The following is a 21,997-nucleotide window of genomic DNA, read 5'->3' on the forward strand; positions in this document are numbered from 1 at the left end:
CTTACGCTGCAAATGTTTAAGAAATTTACTAAGCAGAAAAAAAGACAAAGAATCCCCGAGTTAGCTAGTCTTTTACTATCTCTGTCGAGTATTGGCATTTTTTGATGTCTTGTAACGCTTTATAAGCACGTTCAGCTTATTTAGATAAAAATCTAGATGTAGATGAAGTTTTGTAAAGACATACAGTATCTATATACTGCAAAAAATTAAACATAAGACGCCGATACATTAAGTAATCCTTACCTTTTAATCTGCAGATTGGCGAAAGCAAATACAATAGCTTCACTATCATGATAAGGGAGCTGGCGAAGGGTGTCAAGTAAGTTTTTCGTTTCTATAGCTACTACCACGATTGTATAGGTAATTCTTCACTTATAATAATGATTCAAGCCTTCAGCTCCTCAAACACTTCACTTGCTCTATTTAAAACAGAATCAGGAAAACCAGCAAGTTTTGCTACATGTATTCCATATGACTCATCTGCAATGCCTTCAATTACTTCATGTAGAAAAATAACCTCTCCGTTCCACTCTCTTATTTTTACACAAAAACATTTCACGTTCTTCAAGTATTTGCTTACTTTAGTTAATTCATGATAATGAGTTGCAAAAATGGCGCGGCACTTATTTACATTGTGAATATGTTCAATCACCGCCTGTGCAATAGATAATCCATCATACACCCCTGTGCCCCTACCAATTTCATCAAGTATCACCAAGGAACGGTCCGTTGCCTGATTTACTATCGTTGCTGTTTCGATCATCTCTACCATGAAGGTAGAATAACCAGCTGTTATATTATCCGTTGCGCCAACCCTGCTGAATATCTTGTCAATCACTCCAATATGTGCACTCTCTGCTGGCACAAATGACCCCATGTGAGCTAAAATTGCAATGAGAGCGTTTTGCCTCAAGAAAGTGCTTTTTCCAGCCATATTAGGACCAGTAATTAGATGTATACCAGCTAAATTGATGCTATTTGCAATGAATTTATCGTTAACTTCAACCACTGGATGTCTTCCGCTACAGATATTGAACTCTTTGCTGTCATCAATAATGGGTTTTACGTAATTATTTTGCACTGCAAGCTCTGCAAATGCGGTTCTAATATCAAGTTTTGCCAAAGCATTTGCAGCAAGAGCAATTTTTTCAGATTCTTTAGCGACTTCACTACACAGTTCACTAAAAATTTTCATTTCTAAGCCGATTGCAGCATCACGTGCCGTAAGAATTTTATTTTCTAGTTCTTTCAATTCATTAGTAGTGTAGCGCATGCTATTTGCTAAGCTTTGCCTATGAATAAATATATCCGAAGTTATTTTGTGATTTGCCGACACTTCAACGTAATAACCAAGTATGTTGTTGTGTAATATTTTGAGTGCGGCAATGCCAGTAAGATCGCGATAAGATTCACGGAGCTTAGTTACCAACTTGTTACTGTTGTTCAATATATAAGATAACTCAGATAATTCTGAGTTGTATTTTGAGTGAATAAATCCTCCTTCTTTCACGGAACTGAGGTTATTATCGAGTATAGCACTATTTAACAGTTCAAATAGGTCTTTATGATTGCCAAGGCTTTTATGTATTGTGCTTAGTTCACTCTCGTCTGATTTTACTGTTATTCCAGCGCGTGACGCTGGCTGGATCTCAGTTTGGATGACATATTGTTGTGGGAGAGATCCATTTTCACCTGATTCAATTTTACATAAGAACTCAGACAATTCTAAAGTCTTTCCTAGGCCTATTTTCAATAGGTTCATATCCTTTGGTGAACCACGCCCTAGTATTAAGCGCGATAAAGACCTTTCAATATCCGGAATGTTAGATAATATCTCTCGTATTTTTCTGCGTGAATCATGATTATTTACAAAAAATTGAGCGGTGCTGAGCCTCAAATTGATTGCCTTGGAGCAAGCAAGGGGTGAAGCGAGCATTTGTTTGAGCAGGCGTCCACCAGAAGCTGTAACTGTATGATCAATAACTGAAATTAGTGAACCTTTCTTTTCACCAAATTGAGTTGAAAACAACTCAAGATTTCTCCTTGCTGAAGCATCAATAAGCATGAAATTTTGTTGCTTATAGGTTTTTGGGAATTCAAGCCTTGGAATAGAGCCCCTTTGTGTTACTCTGACATATTCAAGCAGTGCACCACACGCCATGATTTCTACTTTGCTGAAATTTCCTATACTCCCAAGTTCCCTGATTTTATAAAACTCGCATAATGTTCTGTGAGATTTACTATACTCAAAAAAGCTCTGTGCGTGTTGCGTAATTGATATTTTATAATTTTTTAAAATCGATCTAATTTTTTCATCCTCAGTGAATTTTTCAGAAATTAATAATTCTCTTGGTGATATACGCAATAAATCACTATCTAGAGCTTTCAAACTCGTTAAAGTGTGAAAAAATTTTCCCGTCGATAATTCAAGCCAACTAATAGCATATTCGTCATTTTGTTCAACTATGGATGCGAGATAATTATTGCTTTTATCCTCCAGTAGTGAATCTTCTATAATTGTACCTGGAGTTACAACTCGCACTACATCACGTTTTACTATGGATTTATAGCCCCTCTTTTTTGCTTCATCAGCAGTTTCTAATTGATCACAGATTGCTACTTTGAATCCTAAATCTATTAGCTTGTGCAGGTAAGATTCACTACTGTGTGCTGGCACTCCACACATTGGTATTTCTTGCCCACACGAATTACCTCTCTTAGTGAGCACTATATTCAGCAATTTCGCAGCTTTAATAGCATCATCGAAAAACAATTCATAAAAATCTCCTAGCCTATAAAATAGCAGATGATCTTTGTATTGAGCTTTCAGGTTCAAATACTGCTCCATCACAGGGGTGTTTTTTTCTTTTACGAAGCTCATAATATTTTTTAATATATTGTATTGATAAACGTTATTATAGATTATATTGCACATGTGAATAACATAAATTTTAAATAGGTGTATAGAGGGGAAAATTTAAAACAATTAAATTTCTTGGATCCAAGTAGTCAGGACACTTGGATGACATAAAGAGTAGGAGTATTTGATGACAAAAAAACAAAAACACAGTTGTCATTCCAGCGCGTGACGCTGGAATCCAGAATATCCTAATTACAAGGTTTATTATTTAGTTTGAAAAATACTATAGCTTTTTCTATGTAAGTTGTGGCCCCTTTTTACCATTTGCGACAGTTGTATCATCAACAGATATTTCAGAGCTAACAGTGCTAATAGTTTTTTCTATCGCTTTAGCCTGTTCATAGTCTTGACTCAAAAAATACATGGCCAGTCCAATAGCTATACTAGCAACAAGAGAAGATGCTATCATTACACCTAGTATCATACCACCAGAAAGACTTACTGCAACACACACACCAGCTCCAAGTACAACACCAAGAAAACCACCAATTATTACGCCAGGCACCAAACTGCCTACCATAGCGCTTTCTTTTTTCGTATTAGCTTGTTTTTTCATACTTTTAATAAGCACTTCTTTTGTTTTTCCTTGAGCTAAATCTGAAGGAACTTTATTATCCGCGTTTTGTATCAAAGGATTTGCACTATATGTAACAAGCAGGGTGGTTATTTCTTCAGTTTTATTACCTATAACTGCATGATGTAGTAATGTATTTCCCTCTTCATCTTTAAAGTTTATATGAGTACGAAATTCTTCATCTAGATTTCTTATTGGGTTGTTTTTTGCATATATCCTAGATTGTATTGCTCCATCTAAGTATTGTATTACTTGTTCTAGTGATTGCTCGCCAGGATTTTGTATAAAATGAAGCAGAATTTCGTGTACTATCGCTTCCTTTGTAGTTTGTGGGCATTGTAAAGCGTAATTAAATGTCTGTGTAGTAATAACTTCTTCTTTTCTTTTTTTAAGAACAACCCTTAAATCTTCAATCGCCTTTTCACCATCTTTTATTCCAAGAATTATTGAATCCAAATTATTTATCATGCTATCCTCCTTGGTTTGATTGCATTACTCATTAATAAATAATATAATAAATCCTGCTAAAAGTCAAGCAATTAATTAATAAGTTAATATAATCCTCCAAAAGGAGCTCCTTACTTTTTGTTCAGCATGTCCATTGGATCAGACTCTTTAAGCTTGCTGTTTGCTGAATTTATTCATCACAATAGCTACAATGTGCTATCGAAGTTCTCTGTAATCTTAGTTGGTTCTTCTAGAATATTCAAAATATCAGTTGCACAATAAACCCGATCTCTCTTTCCTTGAGAAGTTTGTGAAACGATGCCTAAATCTTCAAGCTTTACGATTGCTCTTTGGGCTGTTGTAAATACGACACCTAAGTTTTCAACCACTTTCCTTATAGTAAAGTAAGGGTTTAAAGACTATTCACTAAATCATTGTCCCATTCAAATTTTGGTGGCAAGGGGCTTGGTATAAATGCCTGATAACCAGCGAATACTTTGCCTGATGGTGATCCTTTAATATACATTCATTCAACCTAGCACACTATTTTTATAGTATATATTATTTTCAAATAAAGTCAAAAATGAAAATAAGGCTTTATCTTATTTGCGTGCATGAAAATAAGAAACTCTCTTATTATTGATTTTGCTCAAAAACGAAAATAGAAGAAGCTGCTGAACTTTATATATCCTGTTTTTCTGGAGAACTGCTATAAAACTTCTGAGTGAAGTCACTTAATTTTTACACATCTATTGTAGAGTAAGAAGAACCGAATTTGAAACAAAAATGCTAACTGATGCTTGGACTTTACTGACACTTACACTACTTGAAACTATACTTAGTGTAGACAATTTAATCTTTATTTCTCTAGCAATAGATAAGGTACCAAATGCGCTGAGAGAAAGAGTGCGCCTTATGGGCCTTGGATTAGCACTATTAATGCGTTTTGTAATACTATTTTTTACATCATCTATATTATCAATGCAAAAACCTATATTTCACACTGCATCAGCAAGGGATTTACTTATGATCGCAGGGGGATTATTCCTTATTGTTAAGAGCTCTATGGAGTTACGGGATGACATCTTTGTATGTAAGAAAAATAAAAAGAAAGCAAACGTTAAATCAAAATTTTTTTTAGTTGTGCTACAAATTATATTAATAGATTTAGTTTTTTCGGTTGATTCGATATTAACTGCTATAGCACTAACTTATAACATGGTAATAATTGCTACAGCATTTACATTTTCCATGCTAGCAATGCTGTTTTTATCAAGTTATACCGCCCAGTTAATCAAATCTAACCCAGGGTTAAAAATAATCGCCATTTTATTTGTTTTACTTGTCGGTGTGTACCTCATACTTCATGGATTTCATATAGAATTACCAAAAGGATATTTGTATTCTTCATTTATGTTTGCACTGCTTGTGGAAATTATAAGCAAAATAAAGAAAATTAACCGTCATACCGCGATTCATTCGCGGTATCTCTAGATCCAGCTAACAAGCAGCGGGATCTTTTTGATTTACTCCCACTCAATAGTTGCGGGTGGTTTAGAAGTGATATCATAAACAACTCTATTTACTCCGGGAACATTATTAACAATTATACTGCCGACATTGCGTAAAAAATCCCAAAATACTAGCAAGTGTTGATCCTTATCTTCAAATGGAAATGCATCGGCTGTCATACCATCAGATGATGTTACAGCCCTTAAAGCACAAACATATCCATACGTACGACCATCTCCCATAACGCCTACAGTTTTTATTGGTAATAATACAGCAAAAGCTTGCCATATCTTATCATATAGATCGTAATTTTTCATCGTATTAATATATATTTCATCTACTTCTTGCAATATTTGCACCTTTTCTTTATCGACTTCACTTATAATCCTCACTGCAAGTCCGGGTCCAGGAAATGGATGTTGAAATATTATCTCGTCTGAAAGCCCAATTTCTTTTCCAAGTAGCCTTACCTCATCTTTAAAGAGGTAACGTAAAGGCTCCACTAACTTCAGATTCATCTTTTCTGGCAACCCACCAACATTATGGTGAGACTTAATTGTACTAGTGTTGTCTGAGGCATGCCCTGACTCAACTACATCAGAGTAGATGGTACCTTGCATCAAAAAATCCACATCACCTATTTTTTTTGCTTCTTCTTCAAACACTTCAATAAAAGTGTTACCGATAATTTTTCGCTTTTCTTCTGGATCAGTTATTCCCTTCAACCTACTCAAAAATAAATTTGATTTATCAACGTAATTTATCGGAATCTCTTTCAACATAGCGATGGTTTGGTTCTTGCGTAACAACCCAGTATCGATAAAAATACAGTTCAATTGTTTTCCTATAGCTTTATGTGTGAGAGCCGCTGCAACGCTTGAATCAACCCCACCACTTACTGCAGCGATTACTTTTTTCTCTCCTACTACATTTTTGATTTTTTCCTTTTGCTCCTCAATAAACGACTTCATTGTCCAGTCTCTTTTGCAATTTGCAATATCCAAGAAGTTAGAGAGCAATTTACTGCCATTTGTTGTGGGCTTAACCTCAGGATGGAACTGAGTACAGTAAATCTTCCGCTGTTCGTTGACAATCATTGCAATTGTTTGATTTATCACACCTGATGCGATAACAGTAAATCCCTGTGGTATAGTATCAACACTGTCCGCATGGTTCATTAATACATCCACTTCAGAATTAACATCCCAGGTATCCTTTACAATGGGGGATTCTTTTAGTATCTTGATTTTAGTTCTACCAAACTCCTGTTTGAAACTCTCTTTTACTTTTGCTCCAAAATAATGACAAATGAGTTGCTGTCCATAGCATATTCCAAGTATAGGAACGCTTGTTGCCTCATTAAGTTTTATAATTTCATGTACTACTCTACTTGTTTCAGAACAATCATCATTTACAGATTGTGGTCCTCCAGAGAGAATAAACCCATTGAATTTTGATATTGTTTCAAAACTGATGTTGCTTGGAAATATCTCACAATAAACACCCATTCCTCTTACTTGTCTTGCGATAAGCTGTGTAAACTGTGAACCAAAATCAATAATGGCAATTGCTGACAATTTGCTCCTCCATATTATTTAAAATGATATCTGATAATAAAGAAAATAATGGAGTAAGTAAACCAAGACCTGTTTAAAAGCTTTAACGCGTGGTACAAGTTAGCTATATAGCTAATTTTCCTACACCATACCGCTGCGGCGCTAACTAGTAGCGGAATGACAGCAATCTACGTCATACCGCCGCAGTATCTCAGCCGCTAACAAGTAGCGGGATTATCTTCATGCTGCCACGAACCGTCATACCACCGCGAACCGTCATACCGCGATTCATTCGCGGTATCTCAGCCGCTAACAAGAGATCCCGCTAACAAGCAGCGGGATGACGAGGTATAAACTTTATCGTCATGCCACCGCGAACCGTCATACCGCGATTCATTCGCGGTATCTCGGCCGCTAACAAGTAGCGGGATGACGATTGTCGTTTAGCCATAAATATTTAAGAAATTTACCAAATGAAAAAAAAGGCAAAAGAAGCCCCGTAGTTGGCTAATTACTTACATTATACTTTCAAGTATGGCGTTTTTTTATTCTAAACGCTTAATAACCGCGACTCAGCTGCTTTTAAATGCAACTAACCTTAGCTATAAATGTTTAAGAAATTTACTAAACAGAAAAAAAGGCAAAAGAAACCCTAGGGTAGCTAGTTATTCACTATCCATTTTTTAAGTTGGCGTTTTTTTATGTTTTAAACGCTTTATAAGCGCGTTTCAGCTTATGTAGGTAGAAGTTTGATAAAGACATAAGGTGCACATAGTGCAAAAAATTAAACATGAGACGCCAGATACGTGAGTTTTTTTGTCCTTTAATCTGTAGAGAGAAGATAAATAAATAGCTTCAATTTTATGATAAGAGGGCTGGCGGAGTTTGTCAAGGAAGTTTTTTCGTTTCTATTCCCAATAAAAGTGCGTTATATGGTTATGCAAGAAGTCTATTTACCCATTTGCTTAACTTTCTCTCTACTTTTTCTGAGTAAGGCCGCTATTGGCATGACAGACATTCATCGTAGTCAATATCTGTTTTTTGTTGCAATATTTCACTTTTTTTGAATATGTCATGCGAGACCTTATCGGCTCTCTGCATTGATTGTGATCTGCAGTAATATAAGCTCTTCAATCCTTTTTTCCAAGCAAGCATGTGTATTTTGTGCAAGTAACGTTTATGTACGTTGGCAGGTAAGAACAGATTTACTGATTGAGATTGACAAATATATGAAGTTCTATCACTTGCATGTTCTATAATCCATCTTTGGTCAAGCTCGTACGCTGTTTTAAATGTCAATTTTTCATGCTCACTAAGAAAATCTAAATGCTGAACGGAACCCTCGTTTGTTGAAATTGAAGACCATATTTTATCATTGTCTTGATTTTTTTCTGCTAATAGTTTTTGCAAGAATTTATTTCGCACTACAAATGAGCCTGTAAGTGTCTTTTGTATGAATACGTTTGCTGCGTATGGTTCTATTCCAGGGGAGGTATTACCTGCAATAATGGAGATCGAGGCAGTAGGAGCAATAGCGAGTTTGTGTGTAAACCTTTCCATTAGATCAACTTCTTTGGCATCAGAACATGCTCCCTTTTCTTCTGCTAATTTTTTAGAAACTATATCTGCTTGCTCGCGTAAATACTTAAATATTTTTTTATTCCATTGTTGTGCTGTTACTGATTCAAAAGGAACCATTTTGCTTTGTAAAAATGAGTGAAAGCCCATCACACCAAGACCAATACTGCGTTCTCTGGCTGCAGAATATTTTGCTCGCTGCATTTCATTCGGTGCTTTATTTATGAAATCTTCCAATACATTATCAAGAAAGCGCATTATATCTTCTATGAAGAGTTTATTGTCTTTCCATTCTTCGTAGTACTCAAGGTTTACGGATGATAGACAACACACAGCAGTGCGTGACTTATTCAGGTGATCATAACCTGTGGTTAAAGTTATTTCACTGCATAGATTTGACATCTTGATGTCTAAGTTGAGCTTTTTGTAAGATTCTGGCTTATTGTTATTTGTTGCATCAAGGAAAATAATGTAAGGTTCTCCAGTTTCAACTCTTGCTGTTAATATTTTGATCCATATATCCCGCGCTTTTACAGTTGAAATAACCTTATTGTTGTGAGGGCTTATTAAATTCCATTCTTGATCATTCTCAACAGCCTGCATAAATTTATCTGTTACTATTACAGCATGATGTATATTTAACGCTTTGCGATTTGGGTCACCGCCTGTTGGCTTGCGTAAATCTAGAAACTCTTCTATCTCCGGATGAGATACAGGAAGGTAGACTGCTGAACTTCCTCGCCTTAGGGATCCCTGACTAATTGCAAGTGTTAGAGCATTTTGCACTACAATAAATGGAACAATTCCTGATGTTTTGCCGCTACCCTTTACGCTTTCGCCTATTGAGCGTAAATTTCCCCAATAACTACCTATGCCTCCTCCACGTGCAGCAAGCCAAACATTTTCGTTCCATAGATCAACTATTCCCTGCAAGCTGTCTTCGGTTTCATTAAGAAAGCAAGAGATAGGTAACCCTCTCTTAGTGCCACCATTGCTGAGTATTGGTGTTGAAGGCATGAACCACAAGTTGCTCATGTAGTCATAAAGACGCTGCGCATGTTCTTTATTATCAGAATAGTAATTAGCAATACGTGCAAAGAGGTCTTGATAACTTTCATTTTCTATTAAATACCTGTCTGATAGAACTGCTTTTCCAAAGTCGGTTAATTTGCTGTCCTTTGCGTAATTAATGGTAATGTTATTCATAAAGTTCCTTTTATTCTTTTATTATATATAGGTACTTAAAAGTCATTTTGAGCGATTTTTAAGTTAGGTTTTTCGGATTTTTTTGTTGATGCTGTAATGCAAACAAGATACCGTCAACCTGACTGCCATATATTTTACAGTAACTCATATAACTTATTTGCATATTTATTTCTTTTGCAACATGTTGAACATAACTTTCTGAGTGACGAAAATAGTCTCCTTTGTTTACAAAGTCAATACCTTCACCTTCCTTTCTTCTTATTAAACATACAATAACTCCTTTTTTGCTCGTAGATCTTTTTGCTAATTCCAACTCTTCTTGAAAGTCATGTAGATAATGTAGCACTTCAGCAAAGATAATTACATCATACTGCTGGTTTTTCTCTTGTTTAAGAAACTCTTTCATTTCCATATGTATTAATTCATTGTAAACAGGCTTACCTTTTATAAAGCATCCTCTTGCGATATTTAGCATTCTACTTGAAATGTCAATTCCTGTTATATGGTTTCCAATACTATTTATTTTCAAGAAATGACCACATATTCCAGTTCCACAACCAAGGTCGAGTATATTGAGCTCAGAAGTGGAGTTGTTGAAGATTTTTGTAATTATCATGTGTACAAGTTCATGCCCTCTATATTGTTTGGCAATCAACCAATGCTCAACAAAATATTCACCTGTGTAATCAAAATATTGTCTTATGAGGTTTTTTGGCAATTCTGTAATAGGCGCTGAGTTTGTCATTTTTTTTATATAGTAAGACGCCTCCTCGTGGTCATTATCTAATTTTAGTGCCCTTGTTAAATAATTATAAGCTTTGTTAGTATTCCCTACCGCAAAATGACACCTTCCGATGTTATACCAGACTATAGGTAAATGGGGGTAAAATATGCTAATTAACCAAAATCGTAACTTTGCATCTGATATGCTACCTTTATAAAAGTGATATAAACCGATTTCAATGTTGGTGTTTAACAGGTTCTTAGATTTTTTAAGAAGCACTGTCATTTCTTTATGAAGAGTATTATATTTATTCACAATGAAGTGTTTTACTTTCTTAATATTTAATACGCCAATGAGCTTAGACATACAATTTAAAGCAACGTTTTTTATAAAAGAGAGATTACTTTTCATACGTTAGAAATACTCCGAATGTTTATTATCATTTTTAGGCAATTGATTTTAACACATTTTATCTTACAAAATATCTTTTTTATTAATTTTTACTGTATATATAAGTTTACCACATATTTCTCAGATTATACTGTTTAGGATTGCTAGTATATTGTTGTTGATAATATAAGTAAATGTTTTGTGCAAAAAGGCGTTGACATATTATTTATTAGGTTATAACATATAAAAGATTAATTTAGTTTTTAGATGTTTGACAAGTTTTATGGTAGAGATTAATTTAATCTCAATTCAATTTTAATAATATTTAACTCTGCATATTCTGCATATAGTCGGATAAATAAATTATTAAGAGCACTTGATGGATGCCTTGGCGTTAAGAGGCGATGAAGGACGTGGCAGGCTGCGATAAGCTGTGGGGAATTGTCAACAAATTTTGATCCGCAGATTTCCGAATGGGGAAACCCAACTAGTTTAGCTAGTTATTACGTACTAAGTATGTAAAGCAAACTTGGTGAACTGAAATATCTAAGTAGCCAAAGGAAAAGAAATCAACCGAGATTCTGTTAGTAGTGACGAGCGAAAGCGGAAAAGGCTAGTGATTTAAGAATAAGAATTAGAATACTCTGGAAATAGTAACCATAGAAGGTGATAGTCCTGTATAAGTAGAAAGTTTTTAAATCCTTGAGTAGAGCGGGGCACGTGAAATCCTGTTTGAATATGGGGGGACCATCCTCCAAGCCTAAATACTCCTTAACGACCGATAGTGAACAAGTACCGTGAGGGAAAGGTGAAAAGAACCCCGGGAGGGGAATGAAATAGAATCTGAAATCAAGTGCTTACAAACAGTTGGAGCTCTATATCAATTTATTGATATTTAGAGTGACAGCGTACCTTTTGCATAATGGGTCAGCGAGTTAATCTATGAAGCAAGCTTAAGCCGTTAGGTGTAGGCGTAGCGAAAGCAAGTCTGAATAGGGCGTTTTAGTTTTATGGATTAGACCCGAAACCAAGTGATCTAGTCATGACCAGATTGAAGGTGTGGTAAAACACACTGGAGGATCGAACCAGTTAATGTTGCAACATTATTGGATGAGTTGTGATTAGGGGTGAAAGGCCAATCAAACTTGGAAATAGCTGGTTCTCCGCGAAATCTATTTAGGTAGAGCGTTGTATGTATGTTGTTGGGGGTAGAGCACTGGATAGACTAGGGGGATTCAACGTCTTACCAAATCTAACTAAACTCCGAATACCAACAATTAATTATACAGCAGGCACACTACGGGTGCTAAGTCCGTGGTGAAGAGGGAAACAACCCAGATCACTATCTAAGGTCCCAAAATTACAGCTAAGTGGGGAAGGAAGTAGAAAAACCATTACAGCTAGGAGGTTGGCTTGGAAGCAGCCATCCTTTAAAGAAAGCGTAACAGCTCACTTGTCTAAATAAGTTTTTCTGCGCCGAAAATGTACCGGGGCTAAAGCTGTATACCGAAGATGTGAGTGCTTATTGATTTCGATCAATAGGCGCGGTAGCGGAGCGTTCCGTAAGTCTGTGAAGGTGGTTTGTGAAAACTGCTGGAGATATCGGAAGTGAGAATGCTGACATAAGTAGCGTAAAAGAGTGTGAAAAACACTCTCACCAAAAATCTAAGGGTTCCTACGTTAAGTTAATCTGCGTAGGGTTAGTCGGTTCCTAAGGCGAGTCCGTAAAGGAGTAGTCGATGGCAATTAGGTTAATATTCCTAAACCTCTTAAGTGTGACGGGTTTCGTATTTGTATAGATCTTATTGGATTGATCTATGCTTAAAAGAAGCTCCAGGAAATAGCACTTATATTTATGAGGCCGTACCGCAAACCGACACTGGTGGATGAGTAGAGTATACTAAGGTGTTGAAAGAATGATGTTGAAGGAACTCGGCAAATTATACCTGTAACTTCGGAAGAAGGGTAACCTGCTTTTAGGCAACTATGAGTAGGTGGCACAAAATAGGGAGTAGCGACTGTTTACTAAAAACACAGGACTCTGCAAACACGTAAGTGGAAGTATAGGGTCTGACGCCTGCCCGGTGCTGGAAGGTTAATAGGAAGGGTGCAAGCTCCGAATTGAAGCCCCAGTAAACGGCGGCCGTAACACTGACGGTCCTAAGGTAGCGAAATTCCTTGTCGGGTAAGTTCCGACCCGCACGAATGGCGTAACGATTTCTCCACTGTCTCCAACATCACTTCAGCGAAATTGAATTCCCCGTGCAGATGCGGGGTACCCGCGGTTAGACGAAGAGACCCCGTGCACCTTTACTATAGCTTTACATTGCTATTAAAAGTGTGATGTGCAGGATAGGTGGGAGACTTTGAAGTTATAGCGCTAGCTATAATGGAGTCAACCTTGAGATACCACCCTTTACACTTTTGATATCTAACTATGTTTCATTATCTGGAACTAGGACATTGTATGGTGGGTAGTTTGACTGGGGCGGTCGCCTCCTAAAAAGTAACGGAGGCGTGCGAAGGTAAGCTAGAGCTGGTCGGAAATCAGCTTGATAGTATAATGGCATAAGCTTGCCTGACTGCGAGGCTGACAAGCCAAGCAGAGACGAAAGTCGGTCATAGTGATCCGGTGATTCTGTATGGAAGGGTCATCGCTCAACGGATAAAAGGTACGCCGGGGATAACAGGCTGATGGTGTTCGAGCGTTCATAGCGACGACACCGTTTGGCACCTCGATGTCGACTCATCACATCCTGGGGCTGAAGAAGGTTCCAAGGGTTCGGCTGTTCGCCGATTAAAGTGATACGTGAGTTGGGTTTAGAACGTCGTGAGACAGTTCGGTTTCTATCTGCCGTGGGTGAAGGAAATTTGAGAAGGTCTGACTCTAGTACGAGAGGACCGAGATGGATATACCTCTGGTGTACCAGCTGTTATGCCAATAGCATCGCTGGGTGGCTATGTATAGATGGGATAATTGCTGAAAGCATATAAGCAAGAAACCCTCTTCAAAAAGATTTCCCAATTAAGGCCGTGGAAGACTACCACGTTGATAGGCTAGGTGTGGAAGCATGGTAACATGTGAAGCTAACTAGTACTAATAGCCTGATTGATTTATTTGCTTTCTATATGTGTGTATGCAGTGTTAAATATTAAGTTAAAATTGTTAAGTTAGAAATTTTTATTGACTTGGTGGCTATAGCAAAAATGAACCACCCGATCTCATCTCGAACTCGGAAGTGAAACTTTTTAGCGCTGATGGTACTTGAAAAGGGAGAGTAGGTCGCCGCCAAGTTTATAAAAATTTCTTTGTTAATTAGACAGTAGGTATACTTATATTTTAACTTTCTTGTTTTGTTACTATTCTTTAAGTTTTTACTTTAACTACGATATCTTTTTTTTCTTATATGTTCTTGGTCATTTTCTACATTATTTAGCATTGTTCCTACTTCCCCTAATTGATTCCCTTTTGAAGGAGAATTACTGACTTCTGGTAATATTACATTACCTCCCACTTTTTTAAATAATTCTTCTTGTTGGCGAAATGCTGACCTCCAATCTGTTCCTGTTCCTTTAGGAAGAAATAAGAATTGATACATCTGACCAAAGCCTGTGTTATTTACCTCTTTTATATGCTCTACCATTCACCACACCCATTAACTATTTTTAAAAATTTTACCTATATTATCATAAAAAATATAGTTGTAAATACCTTAATTGAGATTTTTTTTATTTTATCTTTTTTAAGCAAATAGTTAGATCTTTTTGTAAATTTTTATAACTTGCTTGCATAATGTTTCTATGAGTTAGTATTATGTAGTAGTGCCCTATATTACTTATATTTAAAATGCTAATTTTAGCAAGCATTCGTAGTTGCCTTTTTATTTTATTTCTTTTTGCTGCTTTTCCGGTTTTTTTACTGATAGCCAGACCTACTCTAATAGTATGAATGTACTTTTCAGGTTCTCTTTCTTTTATAGCGTACAGTGATATATAAAGCCCACGATAAAAAAGACTGTTGAGTGCTAACTTATTTTTGAAAGCAGAAGAAAAATCTTTTTTTTTATACTTACTATGCGCATAATTTGTTACACCCTAATGAACGGCGCCTATTAAGGATTTTTCTTCCAGCTCTTGTTGCCATACGTGAACGAAATCCGTGTCTGCGCTTTCTTATCAAATTTTTTGGTTGAAATGTTCTCTTCATTGTTTTTATATTAATATAATTATTTATTTTAAATTGTTTTACTTTATTGTCAAATAATGGTGAACTTGTATGACATTTTCGTAGAATAAAATTTGATGCATGGAAGAATGAATTCGGTGATAGTCATACCTGTCTTACTAATCCTTTTATTTTGTTTTAGTAGGTTTCAAGAAGTAAATAAGGTTAAATCTTATCTATATCTTAGTTGTGTATGGATGCTAACTTGGTTGTTAGTATTCTATAATAATTGTTTTGTAACTTTTATTTCTATAGCGTTACTTTTTTTCATGCTTGCTTTTATCTTTAAAAATAAAAGAAATAAGATAATAAAACTTTCGTTATTTGTGGCTTTGGCCATATCATTTTTTATCACTTTATTTATAATGCTGTCTATTTTTATTCAATCCATTAGTTTTTTTAATAAAGTAGCTATTTCAGAATTCTTGTTTTGCTTGAAATGGGGCCACAATGTAGTCACTATCAATGAAGAGAAGATAGGATGTTTTGGTATAGCGCCGCTTTTAGTTGGTACATTACTTATAACTATTATAGCAATGTTAGTTGTCGTTCCGCTTGGTTTATTTTCTGCAATATATATTAGTGAATATGCGAGTGAGAAAGTGCGTTATATTGTTAATACAACTTTGCAAGTTTTGTCTGCTATTCCTACGGTTGTATATGGATATTTCGCGGTTGTGTTTTTGTCTTTCTTTATAAAGCAGGTAGCAAATTTTTTTGGTTTAAGTATACACTCAGAAAGTGCCTTAGTTGCCGGTTTATCGATTGGGATAATGATTCTTCCTTTTATTATTTCTTTACTCGAAGATGCCATAAGATCTGTTCCAAAAAGCTTGCGTTATGGCTTCATGGCACTTGGTGCAACTCCAGCGGAAACTATATGGCATATAACAATACCTTATGCAATGCCTACAATTTTAAGTGCAATTTTATTGTCAATTTCAAGAGTGATAGGTGAAACAATGATTGTGCTAATGGCTGTGGGAATCAACGCAAATTTGACTTTTAACCCTCTTAATTCAGTTACTACCATTACCGTGCAGATCGCTACATTACTTACCGGAGATCAGGATTTCAATAGTGTACAAACTCTTGCTGCTTATGCGCTTAGTTTAGTATTGTTTATTATTACTTGGCTATTAAATGCATTTGCATTGTTTGTAATGAAGCGTAACTAGTAAGCGTTTTAATGTTGCAAAATTTCTATTAATAATATAAAATTTATTTTCTTTAGAAGTTCTTTTATGGAATTATAGTGTTAGGTGATAAAAATAAAGAGATGAATATAGGTAGAGCGATTAAGGTAACTCAAGCAGTTGTTGATATAAAATTTGAAGGTGAATTGCCTAAAATATTTAATGCTTTAAAAAGCAAACTAAAATATAAGGATAAGGAGCTGGTTTTAGAAGTTTCGCAGCATATAGGTGACAATATAGTTCGTTGTATTGCTATGGATAGCACAGATGGCATGTCAAGGGGGGATGAATTTGTTGATACAGGTGCACCAATATCGGTGCCAATTGGGCGTTCAACTTTAGGAAGGATTTTTAATGTTGTTGGAGAGCTTATAGATGAGTGTGGTCCACTGAAGGGAAAGTATAACTTAGAGCCTATACACAGAGCACCTCCAAGTTTTACTGAACAGAGAATACAGGAAGAAGTTTTAGTTACGGGAATAAAAGTTATAGATCTTCTTGCACCTTATCTTAAAGGAGGAAAAATTGGCTTATTTGGTGGAGCCGGTGTTGGTAAAACAGTCCTAATAATGGAATTAATTAATAATATAGCAAAAGCTCATAAAGGATTTTCTGTGTTTGCCGGGGTAGGGGAGAGAACGCGTGAAGGTAACGATCTTTATCACGAGATGATCACTTCAAATGTAATAAATATAAATGAGCATGAAAAATCTCAAGCTGTTTTGGTTTATGGTCAGATGAATGAGCCTCCTGGAGCAAGGGCTAGAGTTGCTTTAACAGCACTTACTATGGCAGAGTATTTTCGTGACCGTGAAAACCAAGATGTTCTATTTTTTGTGGATAATATCTTTAGATTTACACAAGCTGGTTCTGAAATTTCTGCTTTACTTGGAAGAATACCGTCAGCTGTTGGTTATCAGCCAACCCTTGCAACTGATATGGGTGCAATGCAAGAAAGAATAGCTTCAACAACTTCTGGCTCTATTACTTCTGTGCAAGCTATATATGTTCCTGCGGACGATTTGACTGATCCAGCCCCAGCAACTACATTCTCTCACCTTGATGCAACCACAGTGTTGTCAAGGCAAATAGCTGAAATGGGAATATACCCTGCTGTTGATCCACTTGATTCAACTTCTCAGTCTTTATCTGCTGAAATCATTGGTGAAGAACATTATAATGTAGCTTCTGAGGTGAAACGTATATTGCAAACTTATAAATCACTGCAAGATATTATCGCAATACTTGGTATGGATGAGCTATCTGATGAAGATAAAATTATTGTTGATAGGGCTCGGAAGATTCAGAAATTTCTTTCTCAACCTTTTCACGTTGCAGAAATATTTACTGGCATGCCTGGTAAATTTGTTTCACTTTCTGATACTGTTTCCAGTTTTAAAGGGATTGTTGAAGGCAAATATGATCACTTACCAGAGGCTGCTTTTTATATGGTGGGGAATATAGATGAAGCAATAAAAAAGGCTGAATTAATACAAGCTGAAGCTAAATAAAAGTTAAAGATTATGAATACTTTTAAAGTGCAATTTTTCTCTCCTGATGATCAAATTTCATTCAGTGGAGTGGTTTCTCTTTCAGTAACTGGGCTCGAAGGGGAGCTTATGATTTTAGCTCACCATGCTCCTTACTTAATTTATTTATTGCCTGGTATGATTACTGTTAAAATGAGTAACCAAACAGAAAAGAAGGTTGTAATTGATAGTGGCGTATTAGAAGTTGCAAATAATAATTGTAGCATTATAACAAGTCAAATTCAGGTTTTTGATCGTGCAATTCATGATGAGAAATCGTTTAAAAATAAGAGAATTAGTATATATTTAAGTTATCTTGATGAGAAGTTTCTTTCTTAGTTATTTTAGGCAAAAAGTCAATTATCATTCAAGTGGCTATAAGATTTTTGCTCAGGGGGCTCTTTTTTGTCATCCCAGAAACCCCGGGGTGTCATCCCAGTGTCGGAGTACTTTAGGTGTATGATCCCAGAGTGTGATGGTATGGGACCATACACCTAATCAAATAAAAATTAAAGAAGGAGAGTTGGTTGTAACGGTTGGAGATAACGACTTTGTTTTACCTGGAATTTACGTTGGATAAACTACAAAAAATAACAGGTAAAAATCAACGTAAATTTAAGATAAATCGATTTTATTAGTATTATTAAATCAAAATCTGTTTTTAATTAATCAATAATACTTTTTTACATATTTTCATCCCCTTTCATGGATTTTTTAATTTTATAGATGATATCTAATATTATTAGAAGCATTGTAAAATATCTTATGAGAAAAGTTATAAAATATATTAGCATTATTGGTATTGCATGTTTAGTATTGTTATTTTTTATATCTAATGTGGAAACACGCGTAAAAACACAGGAAGAACAATTATTCCTAGCTGTAGAAGATGGTAATGCACAAGAAGTAAAACTATTACTCAAAAATGGTGCAGACCCAAATTGACCTTACCCAGAAAAAGTAGAGAGAAAGTTAAGACGTTTTTATCATGAGAATAAATTGTGCAGGAATGCAATAGTTAATAGTAGAATGTCTACGTTATTTGTTATAAAAGATTTCTATGTATTCAAATATGGCAGTTCTGGTTTGTTGAGCGAGAAGTATCAATAAGCAGCTCCCTTTTAAGTGAACTTTTCTGCAACAGAGTTATCGTAACAACAGCCCTTATGGCTCATGCTGGAAATGATGTTTTTTGTATTCAATAGAAATTGGTAATTTTGAGAGGTATACTGTGACCCTTGATCGCTATGTAACAGCAGATTTTTATCGGGTTTGCGTTTATCAACGGCCATCAATAAAGAATCTATAACTAATTATCATGTTACTCATTAACCACCATGCGTGAATATAGGTCAATTATTGCCGCCAACAACCTTCTTTAGTTTTTATGTAGGTAATCCCAAACTTTATTTGGCTGATCAGTAGTAAAATTTTGATCCAATGTGTTCGGAGCCACAACTCGGTTGCTTATTTGCTGTTTTTTATTTTTGAACCTTCGTCTAAACTTGGCTTTAATGCCATTTTCTTGCATAACACTTTGTACTGTTTTAATTTTTGCCTAAAGCTTTTAATTCAGCGTGAATTTTAGGGGCTCCATATCTGCATTTAGAAGCTTGATGTATTTTTTGAATATCTGCTAGAAGCCCTTCTTTTGCTAATTCTTTACTGCTTTTTTCCTTAGCAACCCATACCACCAGTACAAAACCCTACATAGTTCCTGTGTTTTATAGCAATTTCTATATAAAAGAATACTTTACTCTTTTTCTTTGCCCAGGGCTTTTTTTAAGATGTCTCTTTCTCTTATTAGCTCTTTTTTTAGATCAAATCTTTCTTTGTCATAAGGAGCCTTTGCCTGGAAATGCGTATGCTACAGACATTTTTCCATTATATTTTCTTACTTAACATACTGCCATCTATACCTAGATCTTTTGCTATTTTTGTACTTGCTTGACCTGTTTCTTTAACCAGCTTAACAGCTTCTAATTTGAATTCTGCTGTATATTCTCTTCTATTTGTCATATTTTGAAAAAACGTTTTATTTTACTCCAAAAACGTCTTAACTTTCTCTCTACTTTTTCTGGGTAAGGTCACTACTTGGATGACAGATAGTAGTGCGAAAGTCTCTTACAACTTACTTTTAATTAGTCTAACCCATGCGTGCCAATCCCTCTCACCAAGATTGCTTTCAAAAGATAGGAGATCCTTTACAGCTTTTGAGCAAATTTCTTCACTTGGAATTGATAACTCCTTATTCATTGCTAACGTTAAACATTGAGTTTTGCACGCTTGTTCTAAATGATACGAGTAAAACATTGCTTCTTGTATAGTCCGACCACACGTTATAGATCCATGATTACGCATTAACATGACAAAATTTTCTTTCAGATCAGCTATTAACCTCTTTCCTTCTGTATCGCTAAGTGCTAGGGAATTATAATTATGGTAAGAGATTTTATTGTAAAAGTGCAGTGCCCATTGACTTATAGGAAGCAGCCCATCTTTGAGAGAAGAAACCGCTACAATAGAAGGTGTATGCAAGTGAAAAATTGCTTGAATATCTTTCCTTGCTTGATAAACAAAACCATGAATTATATAGCCAGTTCTATTATATTGATATTCTTTGCCTTCAATTACATCTCCATCAAATGATACTTTCATTAACGAACGTTCATCTACTTCATCAAAACGCATACCAAACGGATAAATATAAAACGACTTTTGATCTTCAGAACGCACTGAAAGGTGAGTATATGTATGATCATCGAACTTAAGGTAGGACAAAATCTGATAGGCATAGACTAGATCCCTTTTTACTCTGCTCTTTGTTAACAACACAATCCTCTGTTAGAATCTTCTGAAGGTTTATACGCGAAAAGAGACTTGTAGTAAACTAATAAGTCTATGCCACTCTGTCTTGCTTTCTGAATACCAAACACTTTTGTGTTGTAGCTTGCTTAAAAATAGTTATCGTTATTATAGAGTTTATATACAGAATTTATGTTTTTAAATTACATAATATCTTAACTACAAAAATAATTTTCTATATAATATTTCATATGTTTTAAAGCTTCATTTTTATGTTATTATAAATGTAAGTTTCAAGATTGAAAATAATATGGTAAATATTAACACAAAAAAACAGCCAGCAGGATTTTTCATATATCTCTCTGGTCTTTCGGGAAGTGGTAAACTTTCCACAGCAATAGAATTATCTAATATGATAAACGCATTAAGAGGTTGTCCGGAAACTAGTAAATTCAAGCATATTCCCTCTTTAACATAACCCTACTCATAGCTAGGTATATGAAATTCTCAGTGGATGTTGTGAGTAAATCATACTCCTTCGATAGCCTTCTATTCCTATTAACCCAAGCAAAAGTCCTTTCTACAACCCATCTTCTTGGCTGTACTTTAAACCCTTGTTCTCTTGTTGGTAGTAGCTCAGGTGGCGTATCTTTGTGCACCCAAAATCTACATGGAGGCCTTTTAACAATTTCAATATCTATGTCATATTCTTCCTTTATGTGATTCTTTAAATTTCTTCCTTGGTATCCCATGTCAGCCCACATTTTTTTAACTTTAGTATATTTTGTTCTCATATTGTTTAATGCTATTTTAATACCATCTCTATCATTTTCGTTAGCAGCGCCTACGTAACAACCTAGTATAAAACCCTGAGTGTCTGTAATTATATGCCTTTTTCTACCCTTTACTTTTTTACTTCCATCATAGCCTTTGATCCCCCCTTTTCTGTAGTCTTTACAGATTGACTATCTACTATACAGGCACTCGGCTGCTCATTCCTTCCTATTTTTCTTCTACTATATTTTGTAATTTCATAATTCATTTTCTCAAAAATTCCCTGCTTCTTCCATTGCCTGAACTGCTCATACACAGTCTTCCATAGCGGAAAATCATTTGGTAAATACCGCCATTGACACCCTGTACGCAATACATAGAAAATTGCTTCTAATATTTCTCTTTTGCTATACTTTGGCGGCCTTCCTCCTTTCTTGTATGATACTCTGAAGTGTTTTTCTATTCTTGCCCATTCCCTTTCGCTTAGATCTGTTGGATACTTTTTTCTCATCTTTACCCCGTACTAAAATTTCAGATATTATAGCCTTTTACTTGTTTCCG

The 21,997-nt window shown here is 35.4% G+C and carries 16 protein-coding genes, 2 rRNA genes and 2 pseudogenes; 8 read left to right on the forward strand and 12 right to left on the reverse strand.

The annotated features are described in order from the left end of the window. Positions 1 to 385: 385 nt before the first annotated feature. The 3 genes from mutS to ACQH2O_RS02570 form a co-directional block, all read right to left on the reverse strand. On the reverse strand, positions 386 to 2,881 hold the full coding sequence (mutS, locus tag ACQH2O_RS02560) for a DNA mismatch repair protein MutS (RefSeq protein ID WP_095742633.1): 2,496 nt from the start codon (positions 2,879 to 2,881) through the stop codon (positions 386 to 388). A 274-nt stretch (positions 2,882 to 3,155) separates the two neighbouring features. Beyond that, on the reverse strand, positions 3,156 to 3,962 hold the full coding sequence (locus tag ACQH2O_RS02565) for an ankyrin repeat domain-containing protein (RefSeq protein ID WP_010962425.1): 807 nt from the start codon (positions 3,960 to 3,962) through the stop codon (positions 3,156 to 3,158). Positions 3,963 to 4,147: 185 nt separating this feature from the next. After that, entirely contained in the window at positions 4,148 to 4,330 is a 183-nt protein-coding gene (locus ACQH2O_RS02570; protein ID WP_006279522.1) for a hypothetical protein, read from the reverse strand. Between the two features lie 397 nt (positions 4,331 to 4,727). Here ACQH2O_RS02570 and ACQH2O_RS02575 point away from each other — a divergent pair, with 397 nt between their 5' ends. Further along, the gene (locus tag ACQH2O_RS02575; protein ID WP_010082284.1) at positions 4,728 to 5,435 is read left to right on the forward strand and encodes a TerC family protein; all 708 of its coding nucleotides are present in this window, start codon (positions 4,728 to 4,730) and stop codon (positions 5,433 to 5,435) included. Between the two features lie 32 nt (positions 5,436 to 5,467). Here the strand turns inward: ACQH2O_RS02575 and guaA are convergent, their stop codons facing one another. The 3 genes from guaA to ACQH2O_RS02590 all read right to left on the reverse strand — a co-directional run bounded on the left by guaA (position 5,468) and on the right by ACQH2O_RS02590 (position 10,928). Next, positions 5,468 to 7,030: a glutamine-hydrolyzing GMP synthase gene (gene guaA / locus ACQH2O_RS02580; RefSeq protein ID WP_010962427.1), complete on the reverse strand. Its 1,563-nt coding sequence runs from the start codon at positions 7,028 to 7,030 to the stop codon at positions 5,468 to 5,470. Positions 7,031 to 8,008: 978 nt separating this feature from the next. Further along, positions 8,009 to 9,793, reverse strand: coding sequence for a ribonucleoside-diphosphate reductase subunit alpha (locus ACQH2O_RS02585; protein WP_006280151.1), 1,785 nt, complete (start codon positions 9,791 to 9,793; stop codon positions 8,009 to 8,011). A gap of 58 nt (positions 9,794 to 9,851) precedes the next feature. After that, a complete protein-coding gene (locus tag ACQH2O_RS02590; RefSeq protein ID WP_010082287.1) occupies positions 9,852 to 10,928 on the reverse strand; it encodes a methyltransferase domain-containing protein in 1,077 nt (358 codons plus the stop codon). A 335-nt stretch (positions 10,929 to 11,263) separates the two neighbouring features. Between ACQH2O_RS02590 and ACQH2O_RS02595 the strand changes: the two genes are divergently transcribed. Both ACQH2O_RS02595 and rrf read left to right on the forward strand, forming a co-directional pair. Next, positions 11,264 to 14,029 (forward strand): 23S ribosomal RNA (locus tag ACQH2O_RS02595). A 66-nt stretch (positions 14,030 to 14,095) separates the two neighbouring features. Beyond that, positions 14,096 to 14,202, forward strand: a 5S ribosomal RNA gene (gene rrf / locus ACQH2O_RS02600). Between the two features lie 85 nt (positions 14,203 to 14,287). On the opposite strand, the gene ACQH2O_RS02605 is transcribed toward rrf, so the two are convergent. The 3 genes and pseudogenes from ACQH2O_RS02605 to rpmH form a co-directional block, all read right to left on the reverse strand. Further along, positions 14,288 to 14,551, reverse strand: coding sequence for a hypothetical protein (locus ACQH2O_RS02605; protein ID WP_010082134.1), 264 nt, complete (start codon positions 14,549 to 14,551; stop codon positions 14,288 to 14,290). Between the two features lie 85 nt (positions 14,552 to 14,636). After that, positions 14,637 to 14,912: pseudogene (rnpA, locus tag ACQH2O_RS02610) on the reverse strand (ribonuclease P protein component); the annotation flags it as partial. A gap of 67 nt (positions 14,913 to 14,979) precedes the next feature. After that, complete coding sequence (gene rpmH, locus ACQH2O_RS02615) at positions 14,980 to 15,114, reverse strand: 50S ribosomal protein L34 (RefSeq protein ID WP_006279898.1); 135 nt, start codon at positions 15,112 to 15,114, stop codon at positions 14,980 to 14,982. Positions 15,115 to 15,221: 107 nt separating this feature from the next. Here rpmH and pstC point away from each other — a divergent pair, with 107 nt between their 5' ends. From pstC to ACQH2O_RS02635, 4 genes are all read left to right on the forward strand, one after another. Continuing rightward, entirely contained in the window at positions 15,222 to 16,310 is a 1,089-nt protein-coding gene (gene pstC / locus ACQH2O_RS02620; protein WP_038199744.1) for a phosphate ABC transporter permease subunit PstC, read from the forward strand. Positions 16,311 to 16,411: 101 nt separating this feature from the next. Beyond that, on the forward strand, positions 16,412 to 17,839 hold the full coding sequence (atpD, locus tag ACQH2O_RS02625) for a F0F1 ATP synthase subunit beta (RefSeq protein ID WP_010962432.1): 1,428 nt from the start codon (positions 16,412 to 16,414) through the stop codon (positions 17,837 to 17,839). Positions 17,840 to 17,851: 12 nt separating this feature from the next. Then, positions 17,852 to 18,196, forward strand: a complete 345-nt coding sequence (locus ACQH2O_RS02630; protein ID WP_006279902.1) for a F0F1 ATP synthase subunit epsilon — start codon at positions 17,852 to 17,854, stop codon at positions 18,194 to 18,196. A 426-nt stretch (positions 18,197 to 18,622) separates the two neighbouring features. Then, a complete protein-coding gene (locus ACQH2O_RS02635) occupies positions 18,623 to 18,802 on the forward strand; it encodes an ankyrin repeat domain-containing protein (protein WP_223823054.1) in 180 nt (59 codons plus the stop codon). Positions 18,803 to 18,895: 93 nt separating this feature from the next. Here ACQH2O_RS02635 and ACQH2O_RS02640 read toward each other — a convergent pair. Beyond that, a pseudogene (locus tag ACQH2O_RS02640) lies at positions 18,896 to 19,876 on the reverse strand (IS3 family transposase). Positions 19,877 to 19,981: 105 nt separating this feature from the next. Next, positions 19,982 to 20,692: a class II aldolase/adducin family protein gene (locus ACQH2O_RS02645; RefSeq protein WP_010082280.1), complete on the reverse strand. Its 711-nt coding sequence runs from the start codon at positions 20,690 to 20,692 to the stop codon at positions 19,982 to 19,984. A 280-nt stretch (positions 20,693 to 20,972) separates the two neighbouring features. Between ACQH2O_RS02645 and ACQH2O_RS02650 the strand changes: the two genes are divergently transcribed. Next, entirely contained in the window at positions 20,973 to 21,140 is a 168-nt protein-coding gene (locus tag ACQH2O_RS02650; RefSeq protein WP_316659189.1) for a hypothetical protein, read from the forward strand. Here ACQH2O_RS02650 and ACQH2O_RS02655 read toward each other — a convergent pair. Further along, a protein-coding gene (locus ACQH2O_RS02655; RefSeq protein WP_094189578.1) for an IS5-like element ISWpi1 family transposase occupies positions 21,115 to 21,947 on the reverse strand; the annotation gives its coding sequence in 2 pieces (ribosomal slippage) (positions 21,115 to 21,578 and positions 21,578 to 21,947; 834 coding nt in all). The two genes, ACQH2O_RS02650 and ACQH2O_RS02655, sit on opposite strands and share 26 nt — an antisense overlap. Positions 21,948 to 21,997: the final 50 nt, after the last annotated feature.

The organism is Wolbachia endosymbiont (group B) of Schoenobius gigantella, from assembly GCF_964031005.1.
GTDB classification, from domain to species: Bacteria; Pseudomonadota; Alphaproteobacteria; order Rickettsiales; family Anaplasmataceae; genus Wolbachia; species Wolbachia pipientis.